This is a genomic window from Lentzea fradiae, assembly GCF_900100955.1.
GTDB lineage: Bacteria > Actinomycetota > Actinomycetes > Mycobacteriales > Pseudonocardiaceae > Lentzea > Lentzea fradiae.
Window position 1 is genome coordinate 163,554 of the sequence record NZ_FNCC01000005.1, and the last position, 15,123, is coordinate 178,676.

13 protein-coding genes are annotated in these 15,123 nt (G+C 73.2%); 3 read left to right on the plus strand and 10 right to left on the minus strand.

Features of this window, described 5'->3' with window-relative positions:
• Window positions 1-25: 25 nt before the first annotated feature.
• The 4 genes from BLT23_RS12915 to BLT23_RS12930 are packed head-to-tail and all read right to left on the minus strand — an operon-like array spanning window position 26 to window position 3,976.
• Entirely contained in the window at window positions 26-1,069 is a 1,044-nt protein-coding gene (locus BLT23_RS12915; protein ID WP_090048856.1) for a glycosyltransferase, read from the minus strand.
• Window positions 1,051-2,217, minus strand: coding sequence for an O-antigen ligase family protein (locus BLT23_RS12920; RefSeq protein ID WP_245743920.1), 1,167 nt, complete (start codon window positions 2,215-2,217; stop codon window positions 1,051-1,053). Before BLT23_RS12920 ends, BLT23_RS12915 begins: the two co-directional genes overlap by 19 nt.
• The gene (locus BLT23_RS12925) at window positions 2,208-3,152 is read right to left on the minus strand and encodes a polysaccharide deacetylase family protein (RefSeq protein WP_090048857.1); all 945 of its coding nucleotides are present in this window, start codon (window positions 3,150-3,152) and stop codon (window positions 2,208-2,210) included. The genes BLT23_RS12920 and BLT23_RS12925 overlap by 10 nt, the downstream gene beginning before the upstream one ends.
• Window positions 3,149-3,976: a hypothetical protein gene (locus tag BLT23_RS12930; RefSeq protein ID WP_090048859.1), complete on the minus strand. Its 828-nt coding sequence runs from the start codon at window positions 3,974-3,976 to the stop codon at window positions 3,149-3,151. Before BLT23_RS12930 ends, BLT23_RS12925 begins: the two co-directional genes overlap by 4 nt.
• A 176-nt stretch (window positions 3,977-4,152) precedes the next feature.
• Here BLT23_RS12930 and wecB point away from each other — a divergent pair, with 176 nt between their 5' ends.
• Window positions 4,153-5,259 (plus strand): non-hydrolyzing UDP-N-acetylglucosamine 2-epimerase, encoded by a 1,107-nt coding sequence (gene wecB / locus BLT23_RS12935; protein ID WP_090048860.1) that lies wholly within the window; start codon window positions 4,153-4,155, stop codon window positions 5,257-5,259.
• A 73-nt stretch (window positions 5,260-5,332) separates the two neighbouring features.
• On the opposite strand, the gene BLT23_RS12940 is transcribed toward wecB, so the two are convergent.
• From BLT23_RS12940 to BLT23_RS12965, 6 genes are all read right to left on the minus strand, one after another.
• Window positions 5,333-5,650, minus strand: a complete 318-nt coding sequence (locus tag BLT23_RS12940) for a hypothetical protein (RefSeq protein WP_090048862.1) — start codon at window positions 5,648-5,650, stop codon at window positions 5,333-5,335.
• Between the two features lie 116 nt (window positions 5,651-5,766).
• The gene (locus BLT23_RS12945) at window positions 5,767-6,420 is read right to left on the minus strand and encodes a Crp/Fnr family transcriptional regulator (RefSeq protein WP_090048863.1); all 654 of its coding nucleotides are present in this window, start codon (window positions 6,418-6,420) and stop codon (window positions 5,767-5,769) included.
• 234 nt (window positions 6,421-6,654) lie between these two features.
• A complete protein-coding gene (locus BLT23_RS12950; protein ID WP_090048865.1) occupies window positions 6,655-6,945 on the minus strand; it encodes a helix-turn-helix domain-containing protein in 291 nt (96 codons plus the stop codon).
• 101 nt (window positions 6,946-7,046) lie between these two features.
• Window positions 7,047-7,412 (minus strand): hypothetical protein, encoded by a 366-nt coding sequence (locus BLT23_RS12955; protein WP_090048866.1) that lies wholly within the window; start codon window positions 7,410-7,412, stop codon window positions 7,047-7,049.
• Between the two features lie 30 nt (window positions 7,413-7,442).
• Window positions 7,443-7,892 (minus strand): hypothetical protein, encoded by a 450-nt coding sequence (locus tag BLT23_RS12960; RefSeq protein WP_090048868.1) that lies wholly within the window; start codon window positions 7,890-7,892, stop codon window positions 7,443-7,445.
• Window positions 7,877-8,413: a hypothetical protein gene (locus tag BLT23_RS12965; RefSeq protein ID WP_143035918.1), complete on the minus strand. Its 537-nt coding sequence runs from the start codon at window positions 8,411-8,413 to the stop codon at window positions 7,877-7,879. The genes BLT23_RS12960 and BLT23_RS12965 overlap by 16 nt, the downstream gene beginning before the upstream one ends.
• Window positions 8,414-8,862: 449 nt before the next feature.
• Here BLT23_RS12965 and BLT23_RS12970 point away from each other — a divergent pair, with 449 nt between their 5' ends.
• Together BLT23_RS12970 and BLT23_RS12975 are read left to right on the plus strand one after the other, a co-directional pair.
• Complete coding sequence (locus tag BLT23_RS12970) at window positions 8,863-11,910, plus strand: AfsR/SARP family transcriptional regulator (RefSeq protein ID WP_090048872.1); 3,048 nt, start codon at window positions 8,863-8,865, stop codon at window positions 11,908-11,910.
• Window positions 11,911-12,011: 101 nt separating this feature from the next.
• The gene (locus tag BLT23_RS12975) at window positions 12,012-15,038 is read left to right on the plus strand and encodes an AfsR/SARP family transcriptional regulator (protein ID WP_143035919.1); all 3,027 of its coding nucleotides are present in this window, start codon (window positions 12,012-12,014) and stop codon (window positions 15,036-15,038) included.
• Window positions 15,039-15,123: the final 85 nt, after the last annotated feature.

The window sequence follows — 15,123 nt, forward strand, 5'->3', positions numbered from 1 at the left end:
CCAGGACGGTCGGATCGTGGGACTTTCATCGCCGTCGCTCCAGCACGGTGCGAAGCAGCTCGTCGTAGGTCTTCAGCAACGCCCGCGCGTCCGCGGAACCGTCGCGCGGGGCGGCGGCCGCCCGCGCGTTCTCGTCGTAGAGCAGCGCACGCAACGCCTTCGCGGTCTGGCCGGGGCTGCGGCGCGGCACCAGCACGCCACCGCCGTCCGCCAGCACCTCCCGCACACCGTCCACATCGGACGCGACCACCGGGCGGCCCGCCGCGAGCGACTCGAGCAGCGCGATCGGCATGCCCTCCCAGTCGCTGGTGAGCACCGTGACGTCCGCCGCCTCCAGCAGGTCCCGCACGTCCGTGCGGGTGCCGAGGAACCGGACGCCGTGCAGCCGCCTGGCCCGTTCCTCCAGCCCGGGGCGCAGGCTGCCGTCCCCGGCCAGCCACAGCTCGGCGTCGCCGGGGACGAGCCCCCACGCGTCGAGCAGCACGTCGTGCCGCTTCTGGCGTTCCATCCGGGCGGGGCACAGGGCGACCGGCGCGCCGGCAGGGGTGCCGATCGCCGCGCGCACGGCCGCGCGGCTGGTCAGGGCGGGTTCCGGGAAGACCGCGTTGGGGATGACCCGAACGGCGGTGAGCCCGGCCTTCCGCAGCCGCGCGGCGGTGGCGTCGGAGACGGTGACGACCGTGTCGGAGACGCGTCGCAGCACCTTCACGGCACCGGCCACGTCCGCTTCCGCCACACCGTGGAACACCGTCACGAGCGGACGCCGTGGCGCCGCGATCCTGGCCGTGAGGCTCGCGGACACGTTGTGCGCCAGCAGGACGTCGGGCCGGAACCGGCGGACCGCGGCACGCGTCGCCCACGCCGCCCGCAGGACACCGGGCGCGGAACGGCGGGCCACCGGCACGTCGAACACGGCAACACCGTTGTCCCGCACCACGTCGGCGCGGAACCCGCCACCGCTCGCCACCGCGGACTCCCAGCCGGCCTCAGCGCCCGCCACCGCCATCCCGGCCACCAGAGCCTCGGCGCCACCGGCACCCATCTCGCTGATCACGTGGAGAACGCGCATCGGCTCCCCTTCCTCGCTCGCTGCTCGACGGCGACCGCGATGGCGACGAGCGACCACAGCGGCAGGTAGTACTGCTCGGACAGGAAGACCGAGGCGACCAGCACGGCGATCAGCGCGGCCTGCACGGCCACCGCCTCGCGCCGGTACGCCCGCACGGCCCGTTCGCTCGCCACGAACCCGAGAGCGGCCAGGCCGGTGAACGCCGCGAACCCCGGCACGCCCAGCTCCGCCGCCACCTCGACGAACATGTTGTGCGCCACGGGACTCTGCTCGTCGATCTCCGCGTTGCGCGACGCCGCCACGTACTCTTGGCGGAACCCGCCGGGCCCGACGCCGAGCAGCGGGCCGTCGGCCAGCATCCGCGCGGCGGCCTGCCAGCGCAGCACCCTGGTGTCGGCGTTGGTGCCCGCGATGTGGCTCTTCTCCCGCACCGCCCGTTCCAGCTCGGCCTGGGCGGTCTGCGCGAACACCAGCGCCGCCAGCCCGGTCACGGCGGCGGTGACGAGCACCGCGCGGACCGGGATCGCCCCGCGCAGCACCAGCCAGGTGAGCGCGCAGGCCAGGGCGAGGCCGCCGCCGCGCGAGAACGTCGCCGCCGCACCGGCCACCAGCACGGCGCCCAGCAGCAGCAACGCGATCCGGGACCGGCCCCTCGCCGGCAGCGCGACCAGCAGCGGCAGCGCGGCCACCAGGAAGAACGCCAGGTCGTTGGGGTCCTCCACCGGCCCGGTGGCCCGCAGCTCGCCGGTGGCGAGGCTGAACAGCCCACCGGCCGCCGCCACGACCGCTCCCGCGACCGCCGCCGCGAGCAGCGCCCTGACCGGCACCTCCCGGGCGGCGACGTCCGCCAGCACCACCACGACGACCAGGAACGGCACCCAGCGGACCAGGTACTCCAGCGTGAACGGCTCGGCCGAGTGCACCGCCGACGTCGTCAGCAGCACGACCGCCAGCAGCGCCACGAGCAGGTGCAGCGGATGCGGGGCGGGCAGCCTGCGGTGCTTGGCCAGCGACACCAGCCACACGCCCACCAACGCGGCGGGCACGACCTTGGCCAGCTGGCCGTGCAGCTGGAGCAGGTAGCCCTCCAGCGGGGCCAGGGCGACCGTCCCGCAGGCCAGGACGCGCAGGAGCGTCGTCAGCCACATGCGACCGGGTCCCGTTCGCGCAACGCCGTGCCGTCGAGCCGGGCCACGTGCTCGCCGGTGCCCACCACGTCGAAGTGGCGGCGCAGCGACGACAGCACCCAGCCGAGCAGTGCGACCTTCTCGCCGCCGGGCACGGCCATGCCGGGGAAGAACTCCATGCCGGGTGCCTCGGCGGCGGCCAGCACGTCCGTCGGGTGCAGCAGCAGCGACTGCCCGGCTCCGGTGGCACGGCACAACCTCAGCGCCGTGCGGAAGTACCCGCGGGCCAGCCGGGGCGAGATCTGGTGCAGCTGCAACAGGTACGCGCCGTGGATCGGCACCCGCAGCAGCGGCATCGTGGTGACCGGCAGCTCGACGAGCCCGCCCGCACGCCACCGGTACGCCTGGTTCGGCGCCCTGACCTTGCCGAACCCGCCGAACAGGTCCGTCGCGCCGCTGTCCGGTCCGGCGGTGCGGTTGTGGTAGGCGCGGGCCAGCGGCCCGATCCACGTCGGCAGGACGCTCGCGTCGTAGCGGTACCCGCGGCGGGTGAGGACGTCGAGCAGCTGCGGCGTGACGCTGTAGCCGGGGCCGCGGAACCCGGTGGGCTTCGGCGCCCCGGCGGCGACGATCGCCCGTTCCGCGCGGGCCACCTCGTCGTCCAGCTCGGCGGGGGAGTACCGGTGCAGCCACGGCTCGTGGCCGAACGAGTGGTTCGCGACCTCGTGCCCGGCCGCGGTGATGGCGGCGACGGCCCCGGCGCCGTCGTCGCGTTCGGCGTCCGCGCCCACGACGAACACCGTGGTGGTCAGGCCGTGCTCGCCGAACACGTCCAGCAGCCTCGGCACCGCGGACGGCAGGAAGCTCGGCCTGCGCTCCCACGCCGGGTCGCCGTGCGTCTTCAGGTACGCCCAGAGGTTGTCGAGGTCCAGCGACACGCTGGCGACGGGCCTCACCGCTCACCCCCGGCGCCGACGAGCTCACGGGCGGGCGCCGCGACGGACCCGAGCACCAGCACGCCGGAGACGACCAGCAGCACGCCGAGGCCGACCCACCACTCCCGCCCCGGCGCGATCCCGTCGCCCATCAGCAGCAGGCCCGCGGCCGAGCTGACCACCACCGTCGTCGCGTCCATCGACGCCACCGCCGACGTGGCCGACCCGCGTTGCAGCGCCGTGGCGAGGCAGGCTTGCCCGGCGAACGCGGCCAGCACCATCACCCACGTCAGCGGGTGCGCCAGCAGCTCCGCCACCGGCTTCCCGGCGACGTTGCGCGCCGCCACGGCCACGACCGCGAACGCGAGACCCGCCAGCAGGGGTGTGGCGGAGCGGAACGCGCGGGCCAGCGGGAGCACCGCGAGCGTCACCACGCCGAGCACCACCAACGCGGGCACCAGCGGCAGCTCCCGCGCGGCCGACGGCGCCGCCGCCCCGGTGAGCAGCAGCAGGCCGCACGCCATCACCACCAGGACCGCGACCTCGACCCGCCGGATGCGCCAGCCGAGCAGCAGCACGCCGATCACCGTCGCGAGCCCGACCGCGCTGCTCGACCCCGCCTGCACCAGGTACAGCGGCAGCTCCTCGCGGGCGAGGAAGGCGAACGCGAAACCGCCCGCCTGGCCGGTGAACCCGAGCAGGTACAGGCGGTCGGCCGCGAGCCGTGCGAGCAGCCCCACGCCGGCGCCGGGACGGTCCTCCGCCCTGCGCGCGGCGACGGTCTGCGCGACTATCCCCAGCCCGTACAGCACGGTGGACACGGCAAGCGCCAGATGACCGGACACGCGGAACTCTCCGTTGGTTTCGGCGAAACACGCTTCGGCGCGCGCCTCAGACTGAGCGCGCACCCTACGACACGCCTGTGCCCCAACACTTTCGAGCGATGTCCCGGTGAACGCTTTCGAGTGAACGTGGGCGGAGAACGCCGGGGAACGCCAAGATCGGTGAGTACTTTGCCGCAGTGCTGGAAACGACCACCGTGACGATCGTCTGCGGAACCAGGCCCGAGCTGATCAAGCTGGCGCCGCTCGTCGACCACTTCGGCAGCGCGTGCACGATGATCTACACCGGTCAGCACTACGACCGCTCGATGTACTCGCTCATCCGCAGGGACGTGCCGGAGCCGGGCGGCTTCCACGAGCTGCGGCTGGGCGGTCTGCGCAGGGGCGACCAGCTCGGCCGCGCCGTCGCGGCCGTCGACGAGGTGCTGGCACAGGAGCGCCCGGCGGCGGTGATCGTCCAGGGCGACACGACGTCCGCGCTCGCGGGGGCGCTGGCGGCCAACGCCTGCGACGTGCCGCTGGTGCACGTCGAGGCCGGCCTGCGCAGCTACGACCGCGCGATGCCGGAGGAGCACAACCGGGTGGTCATCGACCACCTCGCGGACCTGTGCTGCGCGCCGACGGCGCTGAACCGCCACAACCTCCTCGCCGAGGGCGTCGCGGACAGCAGGGTCGTCGTCACCGGCAACACCGTCGTCGAGGCGCTGGCGCAGGCGCAGCCGGGGCCCGGCGAGGAGGAGGCGGTGCTCGCGGGCCTCGGCCTGCGCCGCGACAGGTACGTCCTCGCGACGATCCACCGCCCGGAGAACGTCGACGACGAGGGCAACCTGAGGACGATCCTGCGCGAGCTGGCCGCGCTGCCGCTGCCCGTCGTGCTGCCGCTGCACCCGCGCACCGCCGCACGCGTGCGGGCGTTCGGGCTGGACGGGCTGCTGCACGGCCTCCGGGTCGTCGAGCCGCAGCCGTACCGGGCGTTCCTGGCGCTGGCGCACGGCTCCGCGGTGGTCGTGTCGGACTCCGGCGGCATCCAGGAGGAGGTGAGCGTGCTCAAGCGGCCCGTGGTGGTCGTGCGGCGCAGCACCGAACGCCCGGAGATCGAGGGCACGTTCGGCACCCTCGTGCCGCCGGGCCCGCTGGTGGGCGGGGCGGTCCGGGTGTGGCTGGACGACGTCGCCGGGCACCGGGAGGCGCTGCGGGAGATCGCCTCCCCCTACGGCAGCGGCTCGCCGTCCGAGCAGATCGCCCACGCCGTGCGGCAGCTGGTGGGGCAGCCCGTGCCGGTGTGAGCCCCCGGGCGGCGCCGTCCGAGAAGAGGGGAAGGGTGTGGCCGCGCCCCCCTACGCCGCGGCCACACCGGGATCAGAGCCGCACGAGGTTCGTGCGGTCCGGCTCGATCCCCTCGGTGGGACCTGTGTCCGGCATCGACCCGCGCAACGCCCGACCGTTGGCGAGGATCGACTGCCAGGTGTCCCACACGGCGATGAGCGCGGCCGAGAGCACGACGGCGACAGCCACGGCGAGCACGCCGCTGTCGTCGAGCAGCACCACGGCGGCGACGACGGCCCACAGTTCGACAGCGGTGAAGACGACGGCGTAGACCACCCGTTCCGTGTGCTTGCGCCGCGCACGCTGCATCTGCTTGCGGGAGTCGGTTTCCGGCAGAGTGTGACGCTTCATGACGGCTCCTGGGTGAGTGGTCTTCTTCCTGCTGTTGTGGTTCCAGGAAAGACCTGACGGACGGGTCCGTCTGCGTCAGATGTCACACAACACCGAAACCGGTCTTCGCGGCGGGGTCAGATCCCGCACAGGGACCGCAATTCGTCTTCGCGCAGAATCTCGATGCTGGTGCGGCTGGTGACGATGATCCCCTTCTGCCGCAGCTTCTTCAACGCCCTGGTCAGGGTCTCCCGCGAGATGCCGGCGATCCCGGCCAGCTCGCGCTGGCTCAGCGGCACGGTGGCGATCAGGTCGTCGGCCCCGCGGTGGGCGAGGTCGAGCAGGACCGCGCCGACGCGGACGAGCGACGGGCCGGTCCTGAGGTCCTGCTGCTCGCCCGTGGCCCGGTGCCGGGACACGACGACCCGCAGCATCGCCCACGAGATGCCGGGGTGGTTGCGGCACAACCTCTTCAGCGCCAGCGCGTGGATGAGCAGACCGTGCACCGGGTCGAGCGCCGTGAGGGTGGCGGACCGGCGGCGGCCGTCGATCGCGGACAGCTCGCCGATGATCTCGCCGGGACCGCGCACGGCGAGCACGGTCTCCTCGCCGGTGAGGGCGAACCGGCTGACCTTCACTCGGCCGTGTGACACCAGGAGCACGTTGCGCGAGTTGTCCCCCTGATGGCAGATCACCGACCCCGGCTGGAACAGCACGCGCGTCGCGGCGGCTTCGAGCGCCGAGCGGTCGGGTTGTTCGAGCATCCCCCAGAAGGACTGGTCGCTCCCCATCCTCCCATGATTCACGGACCGCACCCCGGGTCACTGACCCGATCGAGCTAAATCCGGGGTTCTGGTGCGAACGCGCGGTGAGTGCCTCGGAGCACGCGATGTGGTGCCAGAAGTGGGCCGCTGCCACGGCTGCTGCTCGTCGAAGAGCAGCAGCCGCAAGTGAAGCGAGGGGGTGCGGGTGGCGCACCCCGCGTCCCCGCCGGGTTCGTCGCGGTGGTGGGGGACAACCCGCGGTCACACGACTCCCGTGAGTTGGGTCTGATCGACGTCGTCGCGGCCGTGCGCGGCGCCTGACCGCCTGCACGCGGCGACCCAGCGCAGCCGCCAGCGGGTGATGTCGCCGCCGCAGGCCCGCGCGATCGCGAGAACCGTGTCGAGCCTGGGGAAGCGACGCCCGGTCAGGGCGTCGTGCAACGTGCTGCGGGCGCACCCGGTGCGGCGCGCCAGCTCGCGGTAGGACAAGCCGGCCAGCAGACGCAGCTCGTCCAGGTCGGTGCCGAGCTGGTTCCTGCCCCCTGTGGACATCCGGACTCCTGTGGTGTTCGGTTCCTCCGTTGCCCTCTCCGCGATCAGCCCACCCGCATGGATACCCGGCGGGCGGGAAAAACGCCACAAGTCGATCTTGGTCACCGTTGACGGTGCCGGCCGCTCGCCGCCGCGGCCACGAACCCGAGCATCACCAGCCCGAAGCTCACGAGACCGAGCACGACGGCGATGCCGCCGTGCAGCACCACGGCGCACGCGAGACCGGCCCGGCGCAGCGGGGAGTTTCCGAGCACGCAGACCACGATGGCCGTTTCCAGGACGACCGTTCCCCAGGTGGCCACCCCGATCACGAAACCTGATTGCAGCAGTGGTGCGAGTTCGGAAGTCGTTCCGAAATACGCGTCCTGCATCACATAGTGCAGTGCGGTCCCGTTACGCCATTCCGGTTCCACGAGTTTCGTCCAGACCGCTTGTCCGTACACCACGACCACCTGCGACCGGATCATCCAGTGGGCCACCAGGGCCGAGCCCTTCCGTCATTCGGGTAACGGTGTGTCCGGGCGTCTCCAATGCCAGATCCGGTCGTCGGTCAGACAGAGCGGGATGAGCAGCAGGGTGACGATTCTCGCCACGTTCTCGCCGCCGTTCGGGATGTGGATCGCGGCGGCGAGGCTGAATGTCGCGTACCAGTGCGGAACGCACGTCCAGCGCGGACGGTAGCCGGACGCGGCGAGAACCAGGGCGGCGATCGTCACGACCCGGAAAACCGTCTGGGCGGCGGGAGACGAGCTCGCGCACCACAGCGAAAGCCCTCGCAGCCCGTCGCACCGCGGCCCCGCCGGACCGCCCGGCACGGCGGGGAAGAGGTCGGAGTCCGAGGTGAACACGAGCACGGTCAGCTCCGCCACCGCGACCAGCGACCGGGCGGCACCGAGCAGCGCGGTCCGGTGCTCGAACGCGAGGGCGTGGTCTACCGGGGTGCGCACCGCAGGTCCACGACGGCGATGCGCACGACGTGCCGCACCGGCACCGCACGGCTGGGGCGCTCCACGGTGAACACCGCGGGCCCGCATGGTGTGCCCGGCTTGAAATGGCTGTTCAGCGCCATTCTCGGGGCAGCCGCGATGGCGGCGGCGCAGCCGGACACCTCGGCCGCCGCGCAGTCCTGCCAGTGCGCGTCCGGAACCTGGTCCACCGTCGCGAGCAGGCGGACGAGGTCGGCGTAGCCGGCCCGGTCGAGGCCCCCGAGGTGGTCCCGGTCGCCCGCGGTCCGGGTGATCGGGACGAACGCGCCGCCGCCCGCCTGGTGGTAGGCGACGACGAACTCGCGCTCCGCCGCGTTGGTGAAGAGCCGCATCCCCACCGGCCAGAAGAGCCGGAAGGTCTCCCGCGCGGCGGTGTCGCGCTGCCCGGCGGGCAGCTGGGCGGCGGTGGCGGCGAGGAACAGCAACCCGAGTGCGGCCGCGGTGCAGCTCATGCCTTTCGCGGCACGGGTTCCGGCGTTCATGTCGACGAGCTGCCGCGAATTGTCAGCACTCGGTGGTGCACGGCCCGATTATCAGGGCCGTCTTCTTCTCCGATTCAGTGGGAGCGGTGTCCGACAATGCTCCGGAAATGGTGATGATCGCGATTGCGGCAGCTGCCAGGAGCATGCCGAAGAAGCTGGAACTTCTCATTTTCTTGATCCCCTCGTCGTCGCGCCGGAAACCTCCCCGTCCCCGCCGCTGCGGCAAGGAATATGGCACCCGTTGTCCGGGTCGTCAACTCATGACGGGGTGTGGTCGGTTGATTCCTCTCAGTGATTCCACCTGATGCTGAATCGGTGCAGGGCAACTGGCGTATCTATGGCTCGCGGCGCGCCTCTGAGGAGATAACTGTCGAACTCGCGGCGGTACCCGCTGGTGTCCAACGTCGGGCCCCACTCGTCGTACTCCGAGATGGAAAGCGTGCGGCTGAATGGAATATCGCATCTTGGGCCCGCTGGAGCTGCGGGCCGCCGGACGGCCCGTCGCCCTCGGCGGCGAGCGGCAGCGGAAGCTGCTGGCGCTCCTGCTGCTCGGCACCGGCGCCGTCGTGACCTTCGACAGGCTGGTCGACGAGCTGTGGGACGACCCGCCGCAGACCGCGCGCCGGCAGGTCTGCAACGCGGCCGCCGCGGTGCGCAGGGCCGTGACGCGGGCTGGTGGCCGGCTGACCACCAGCACCCACGGCTACCGCCTCGACCTGCCGGAGGGAGGGCTCGACGCCGACGTGTTCCGGTCACGGGTCCGGGAGGCGGAGGCGCTGGCCGGGCGGGGAGAGCGGGCGCGGGCGGTCGAGCTGTTGCAGAGCGCGCTGGAGCTGTGGCGGGGCCCGGTGCTCGCGGGCCTCGACTCGCCGTCGATCACCGCGGCGGCGCACGGCCTGGCCGAACAGCGGCTGCAGACCGTGGAACGCCTCGCCGGGCTGCGGCTCGAGCTGGGCGAGGTCACCTCGCTGCTGGGACAGCTCACCGGCCTGGTCGCCGAGCACCCGCTGCGGGAGTCGTTGCGCGCCACCCTGATGCGGGCGCTCGACAGGGCCGGTCGCCGCGGCGACGCGCTGGCCGTGTTCGAGCAGGGCCGCCGGGTGCTCGCCGAGGAGCTCGGCACCGACCCCGGCCAGGAGCTGCGGCAGCTGCACGCCGCCCTGCTCGACGACCGGCCGGTCGCCGTGCCCGTTCCCGGGCCGCAGCCGGTAGCCGTCGCACGCCCGCGGTCACCGCTGCCGTTCGACGTCCCGGACTTCACCGGTCGCGAGTCCGAAGTGGACCGTCTGGTCGAGGCCGTTGCCACGAGCCCGGTCGTCACCGTCGAGGGCATGGGCGGCATCGGCAAGACGGCCCTGGCCGTGCACGTGGCGCACCGGTTGCAGGACAGGTTCCCCGACGGGCGCTGCTACGTCGACCTGCGCGGTTTCACGGCGGGCACCGCGCCGATGACCACCGGTGCCGCGCTGGAGGTGCTGCTGCGCCAGGTCGGCGTGCCCGCGCGGGACGTCCCGGTCGACCCCGGCGCGCGCCGCGAGCTGTGGCTCACCGAGGTGGCGCACCGCCGCGTCCTCGTCGTGCTCGACAACGCGGCCGACGCGAGCCAGGTCCGGCCGTTGCTGCCCGGCGGTTCCGGCGCGGCCGTGATCGTGGTGAGCCGCTGCCACCTGATGTCGATCGAGGGTGCCGTCCCGGTGTCGCTCGGTGTCCTGCCCGCCGCCGAGGCGGTGGCGTTGTTCCGCCGCATCGCGGGCGAGGAGCGCACGAACGACGAGCTGGACGCCGTCGGAGAGGTCGTCGAGCTGTGCGGGAGGCTGCCGCTCGCGATCAGGATCGCCGCGTCCCGGTTCCGGCGCAGACCCTGGACGGTCGCGCAGCTCGCCGGCCGGTTGCGCGACCCGCGGCACCGCACCCGCGCGTTCACCGTGGACGACCTCAGCGTCACCGGCGTCCTCGCGCTGTCCTACCACCACCTCGACGATGACCGGCAGGAGCTGTTCCGGCTGCTGTCGCTGGTCCCCGGCGCCGACTTCGACGCGTACGCGGCAGCGGCGCTCGGAGGCGTGGACGTGGCCGGTGCGCAGGACGTGCTGGAGGAGCTGGTCGAGTGCAACCTGCTGATGCAGCGCACGGCCGACCGGTACTGCCTGCACGACCTCGTCCGCGACTGCGCCCGCGACCTCGCGGGCCAGGCGCACTCACCGTCCGAACTGGACGGTGCGCGGCAGCGGCTGTTCGACTACTACCTGCACTTCGCCGACGTACGAGTCCGGAGGTTCCAGCCGGGCCAGCGCGGGTTCGAGCCGGAGCTGAGCCGGACGCCGGAGCTGCCGCCGTCGCGGTCGGAGGAGGAAGACGTCCGCCAGATCCGCGCCGAGTACAAGAACCTGGTGGCGGTGGCGGACTACGCGAGCGAACACGGCTGGCACGCGCACGCGTGGCAGCTGCCGTGCCTGCTCATGCCGTACCTGTCCCGTGCCGGGCAGCGGGCGGGCGTGCTCGAACTGTCCCGCAACGCGTTGGAGGCGGCCAGGACCCTGCGGGACCGGCGCGGGGAGGCCCTGGCGCTCAAGGCGACCGCGTTCGCGTTGCGGGAGGCGGGAAAGCACGGCGAGGTCCGCGAGTTCCTCGACCAGGCCATCGCGATCGGCCGCGAGCTCGGCGACCTGACCGGCGTCATCGGAGGGCTCCGCGAGCTCGGCGCGGTCCAGGGGCAGGCCGGTCTGCTGGAGGAGGCGGCCGCCGCGTTCGCCGAGGCTGCGGCGCTGGCCCGGTCGTCGGGGGACCGCGTGGCCACGACGAACACGATCATCGACCTCGGTGTCATCGACTGCAACCTCGGCCGGTACGCCGAGGCCGACGCGCGGTTCCGGGACGCGCTCGCGATGCACCGCCGCGACGGCCACGTGGGCGGCGAGGTCATCGTGCTGATCAACATCGGCTGGCTGGCGCAGGCGCGCGGCAGGGACGCCGAGGCGGTCGAGGCGCTGGAGAGCGCGGTGCGGCTCAGCCGGGGGATCGGGATGCGGCGGGGCGAGGGGATCGCGCTGGCGTGGCTGGGAGTCGCGTACCGCAGGCTCGGCCGCATCGCGGAGGCGACCGAGATCGGCCGGGAGGCACTGGCGGTGACGCGGCGGATGGACCTGCGCGAACCCAGGGGTGACGCGCTCAACGGGCTGGCCGAGACCTACCTGGCCGGGGGCCGGCTGTCCGAAGCCGAGGACCTGCTCGGGGAGGCCGAGCAGCTCGGGGCGGCGGGGGCGTTGCCGTTGGTGCGGGCCAGAGCGCACGAGGGACTGGCGCACGTCGCGGCACGGCGCGGCGACCACGACTGGGCGCGCACGCACTGGGAACGCGCCGTCGCGCTGTACCCGGCCGGCGTGGTGGACACCGAGAACCCGCTCGCGCACCTGGCCGACCCCGGCGCTCCGTGCCTGCGCTGCTTCTGCGCCCAAGAGGGCCAGCGGGCGCTCGCCGTCGTCGCACCAGCGGTCTGACCTGCGCCGACATCCGTGCATCCGGCGCCGATGCGGCACGGATGCACGGGCCGGGTGCACTGGAGGGGTCAGGTCGTCCGGTGAGGAAGTGGTGCTCGAACATGCGGCAGCCCGCGGTACCCGCAAGGCTGGTGGACCGGCCCGCGCTGAGCGCGGCGCTCGACGCGGCGGCCACCCACGAGGTGGTCGTGGTGAAGGCGGGGGCCGGGTGGGGGAAGACGACGGCGGTCGCGGCCTGGGCGAAGACGCGCCGCGCGTGCTGGTTGACGGTGCCCGGTGCGGACATCTCGCTCGAACGGTTCTCACGGGAGCTGTTGCGCGCCTTGCGGCACCGGCTGCCGCGCCTGCCCGCCGAGCTGGTCACCACCACCGCCGGTGACGCCACGACGGTCGCGGAGCTGGTCCGCGGGCTGCTGGGCGTCCACCTCGACGAGCCCGTCGTGCTCGTGGTCGACGACGCGGGCGTGCTGACGGGCGAAGCGGCGCGACTGGTCGAGGAGCTGTGCCTGGACGGTCCCGCCCTGCTCACCCTCGTGCTGCTCACCCGCGTCGAGCTGGGGTTCGCGGTGCCGGGGGCCGCTGAGATCGACTCGCGGCAGCTCGCGTTCACCGAACGGGAGGTGGCGGCGCTGGCCGGACCCGACGCCGCGATGATCTTGGCGCGCACCGGTGGCCGGCCCGCCGCCGTCGCGCTGTACCGGGAGGCGTTGAGCGGCGGCTGCGCGTTGCCGGGGGAGAGCGGCGACGTGCTGGCACAGCTCTCCGGGAGCGTCCTCGCCGACCAGCCGGAACCGGTGCGGGAGCTGGTGCGCGCCATCGCCGTGCTCGGGTCGGCCCGCACGGAACTGTGCGTCGCGCTCGGGTTCCCCGACGCGCGCGAGACGCTGCCGGAGCTCGCCCGGCGCGGCCTCGTCACGGGTCCTGAGTGGACGGTCGTCGAACCGCTGCGCGAGGCGCTGCTCAGGGAACACGCCGATGACGGTGTGCGGGTCAAGGCCGCGGTGTTCTGCGAACGGACCGGCGCGCACGCGGAGGCGTTGCGGCACCTGGTCGAAGCCGAGAGGTGGGACCTGGTCACCCAGCTGTTGCTGCGGAGGGACGAGCAGATCGTCGCGGGAGGTGACGCGGAAGCGGTTCTCACCGCGCTGGACCGGATGGAGATCGAAGACCCCCGGCTGCACCTCGTCCGCGGTTTCGCGTTGCAGCACAGGGGTGACTGGCTCGCGGCGGTGCACTGCTACGAGCAGGCCACCGGTGAGCTGAGACCGTGCACGTCCTGGCGGATGGGCCAGCTGTACGCGCTCACCGGGCAGACCGGCCGCGCGGTCGAGGTGTTCGAGCGCACGGTGTTCGACGACGTCGTGTCACTGGACGTGGTGCGGCTGCTGTCGCTCGCCACGCACTGGTTCCGCGAGACCGGCCAATGCGAGACCGCGCGGGAACTGGCCGTTCGGTGCGCCGAGGCCGCCCGGCGCTGCGGCGGGCACGCGGCGTTCGCCTGGAGCGACAAGGCGTTCGGGCTGCTTGCCGGGTACGACGGCGACCGGGCCGCCTTCGAACGCCACTACGGCCAGGCGGTCGAGCGGGCGAGACGGGCGGGCAACCGGTTGCTGGAGCTGACGATCCGCACCGAACAGGCGTGGTTCCGCACCGAGACGGGACCGGAGGAGGCACTCGCCGAGGTGGACGAGGTCCTGGTGCTCGGCAGGCAGGCCGGTCTGATCGGGCACGAGCGGGACTGCCGCGGCATCAGGGCGCTGGCGAACGTGCGGCTGGGCCGGTTCGACGCCGCGCTGCGGGACGCCGGGCAGGACCCGCGCACCCTCGTGACGCGGGCCGAGGTGCACCGCCGCCGGGGCGAACCCGGTCAGGCGCAGGCGTTCCTGGACGAGGCGCTGGCCGCGGGTTCCGACCCGCTCGCCGTGGCGACGCTCGCCAGGGTCGTGGCCGGCACCGACCTGGCCACCGCCGGCAAGCTCGCGGACCAGGCCGTCGCCACCAGCGCGGTGCTGCGGTCGCGGGAGGTGCCCGCGCTGCTCGCCCGCGGCTGGGTCGCCGCGCTCGCGGGAGATCGCGAGACGGCACGGGCGGACGCCGCCACCGCGCGGGCGCTCGCCGGACGCCGGGGTGACCGGGCGGGCCTCGCCGACGCGTTGCAGCTCGCGGCGGTCGTCTCGGCCGACCGCGGGGCTCTGCTCGCCGAGGCCGCGGTGGTGTGGCGCGCGGCGGGCGACCCGGTCGGCGCGGCGGCGGCGCAGCTGGCGTCGGCCCGGCTGGACGACACGGACCCGGCGGAACCCGAGAACGTGCTACGGCGTCACGGAGTCCGGACCGATGTACGGATGGCCGACGTGCTCGGCGCGAGCCTGCCGCGCACGGCGCGGATCGTGGTGCGGACCCTCGGCTGGTTCCAGGTCCTGCGGGACGGCATCGCCGTGCCGACGGCGTCGTGGCAGTCGCGGAAGGCGAGGGACCTGCTGAAGGTCCTCGCGGCCCATCGCGGCCGTCCGGTGCCGCGCCCCCGGTTGGTGGACCTGCTGTGGCCGGACGACACCTCGGACCGCACGGCGAACCGGCTGTCCGTGCTGCTGTCGACGTTGAGGACGGTGCTTTCCGTTCCGGGACTGCCCGAGGACGCCGAGCCGCTCGTCGCCGACCGGGACACCGTGTCGCTCGACCTGTCCCTGATTCACCTGGATGTGGCAGTGTTCCTGGACTCGGCGCACCTCGCCCTCGTCGCACATCGCCGTGGCGACCAGGCGGCGGCGTCGTTGCTGACCGCCGCCGACGAGCTGTACGTCGGCGAGTTCCTGGCTGAGCAACCCTATGAGCAGTGGGCGGTGCAGGCACGGGAAGAAGTGCAGGGCCGCTACACGGCAGTGCTGCGCGCACTCGTCCAGCTGGTGCGCGATCCCGACCAGCAGGTGGGGTACCTGATCCGGATGCTGGAGCTCGACCCGTACGACGAAAGCGCGCACGTACGTCTGGTGAAGGCGCTCAGAGCCGCGGGCAGGCACGGTGAAGCTCGCCGGAGGTACCAGGTGTACCTGGAGCAGATGCGTGAGATCGGTGTCCGTCCCGTGGAACCGGACCTCTTCGCCCCCACGGCTGTCCTCAGGGCCGGCTGAGCTTCCGGCACGCAATCAGGGCCACCTCTGTCCACAGAGGTGGCCCTGATTGCGTTGGCGCAGTTGAGGACGGGTGTAAGAGCAC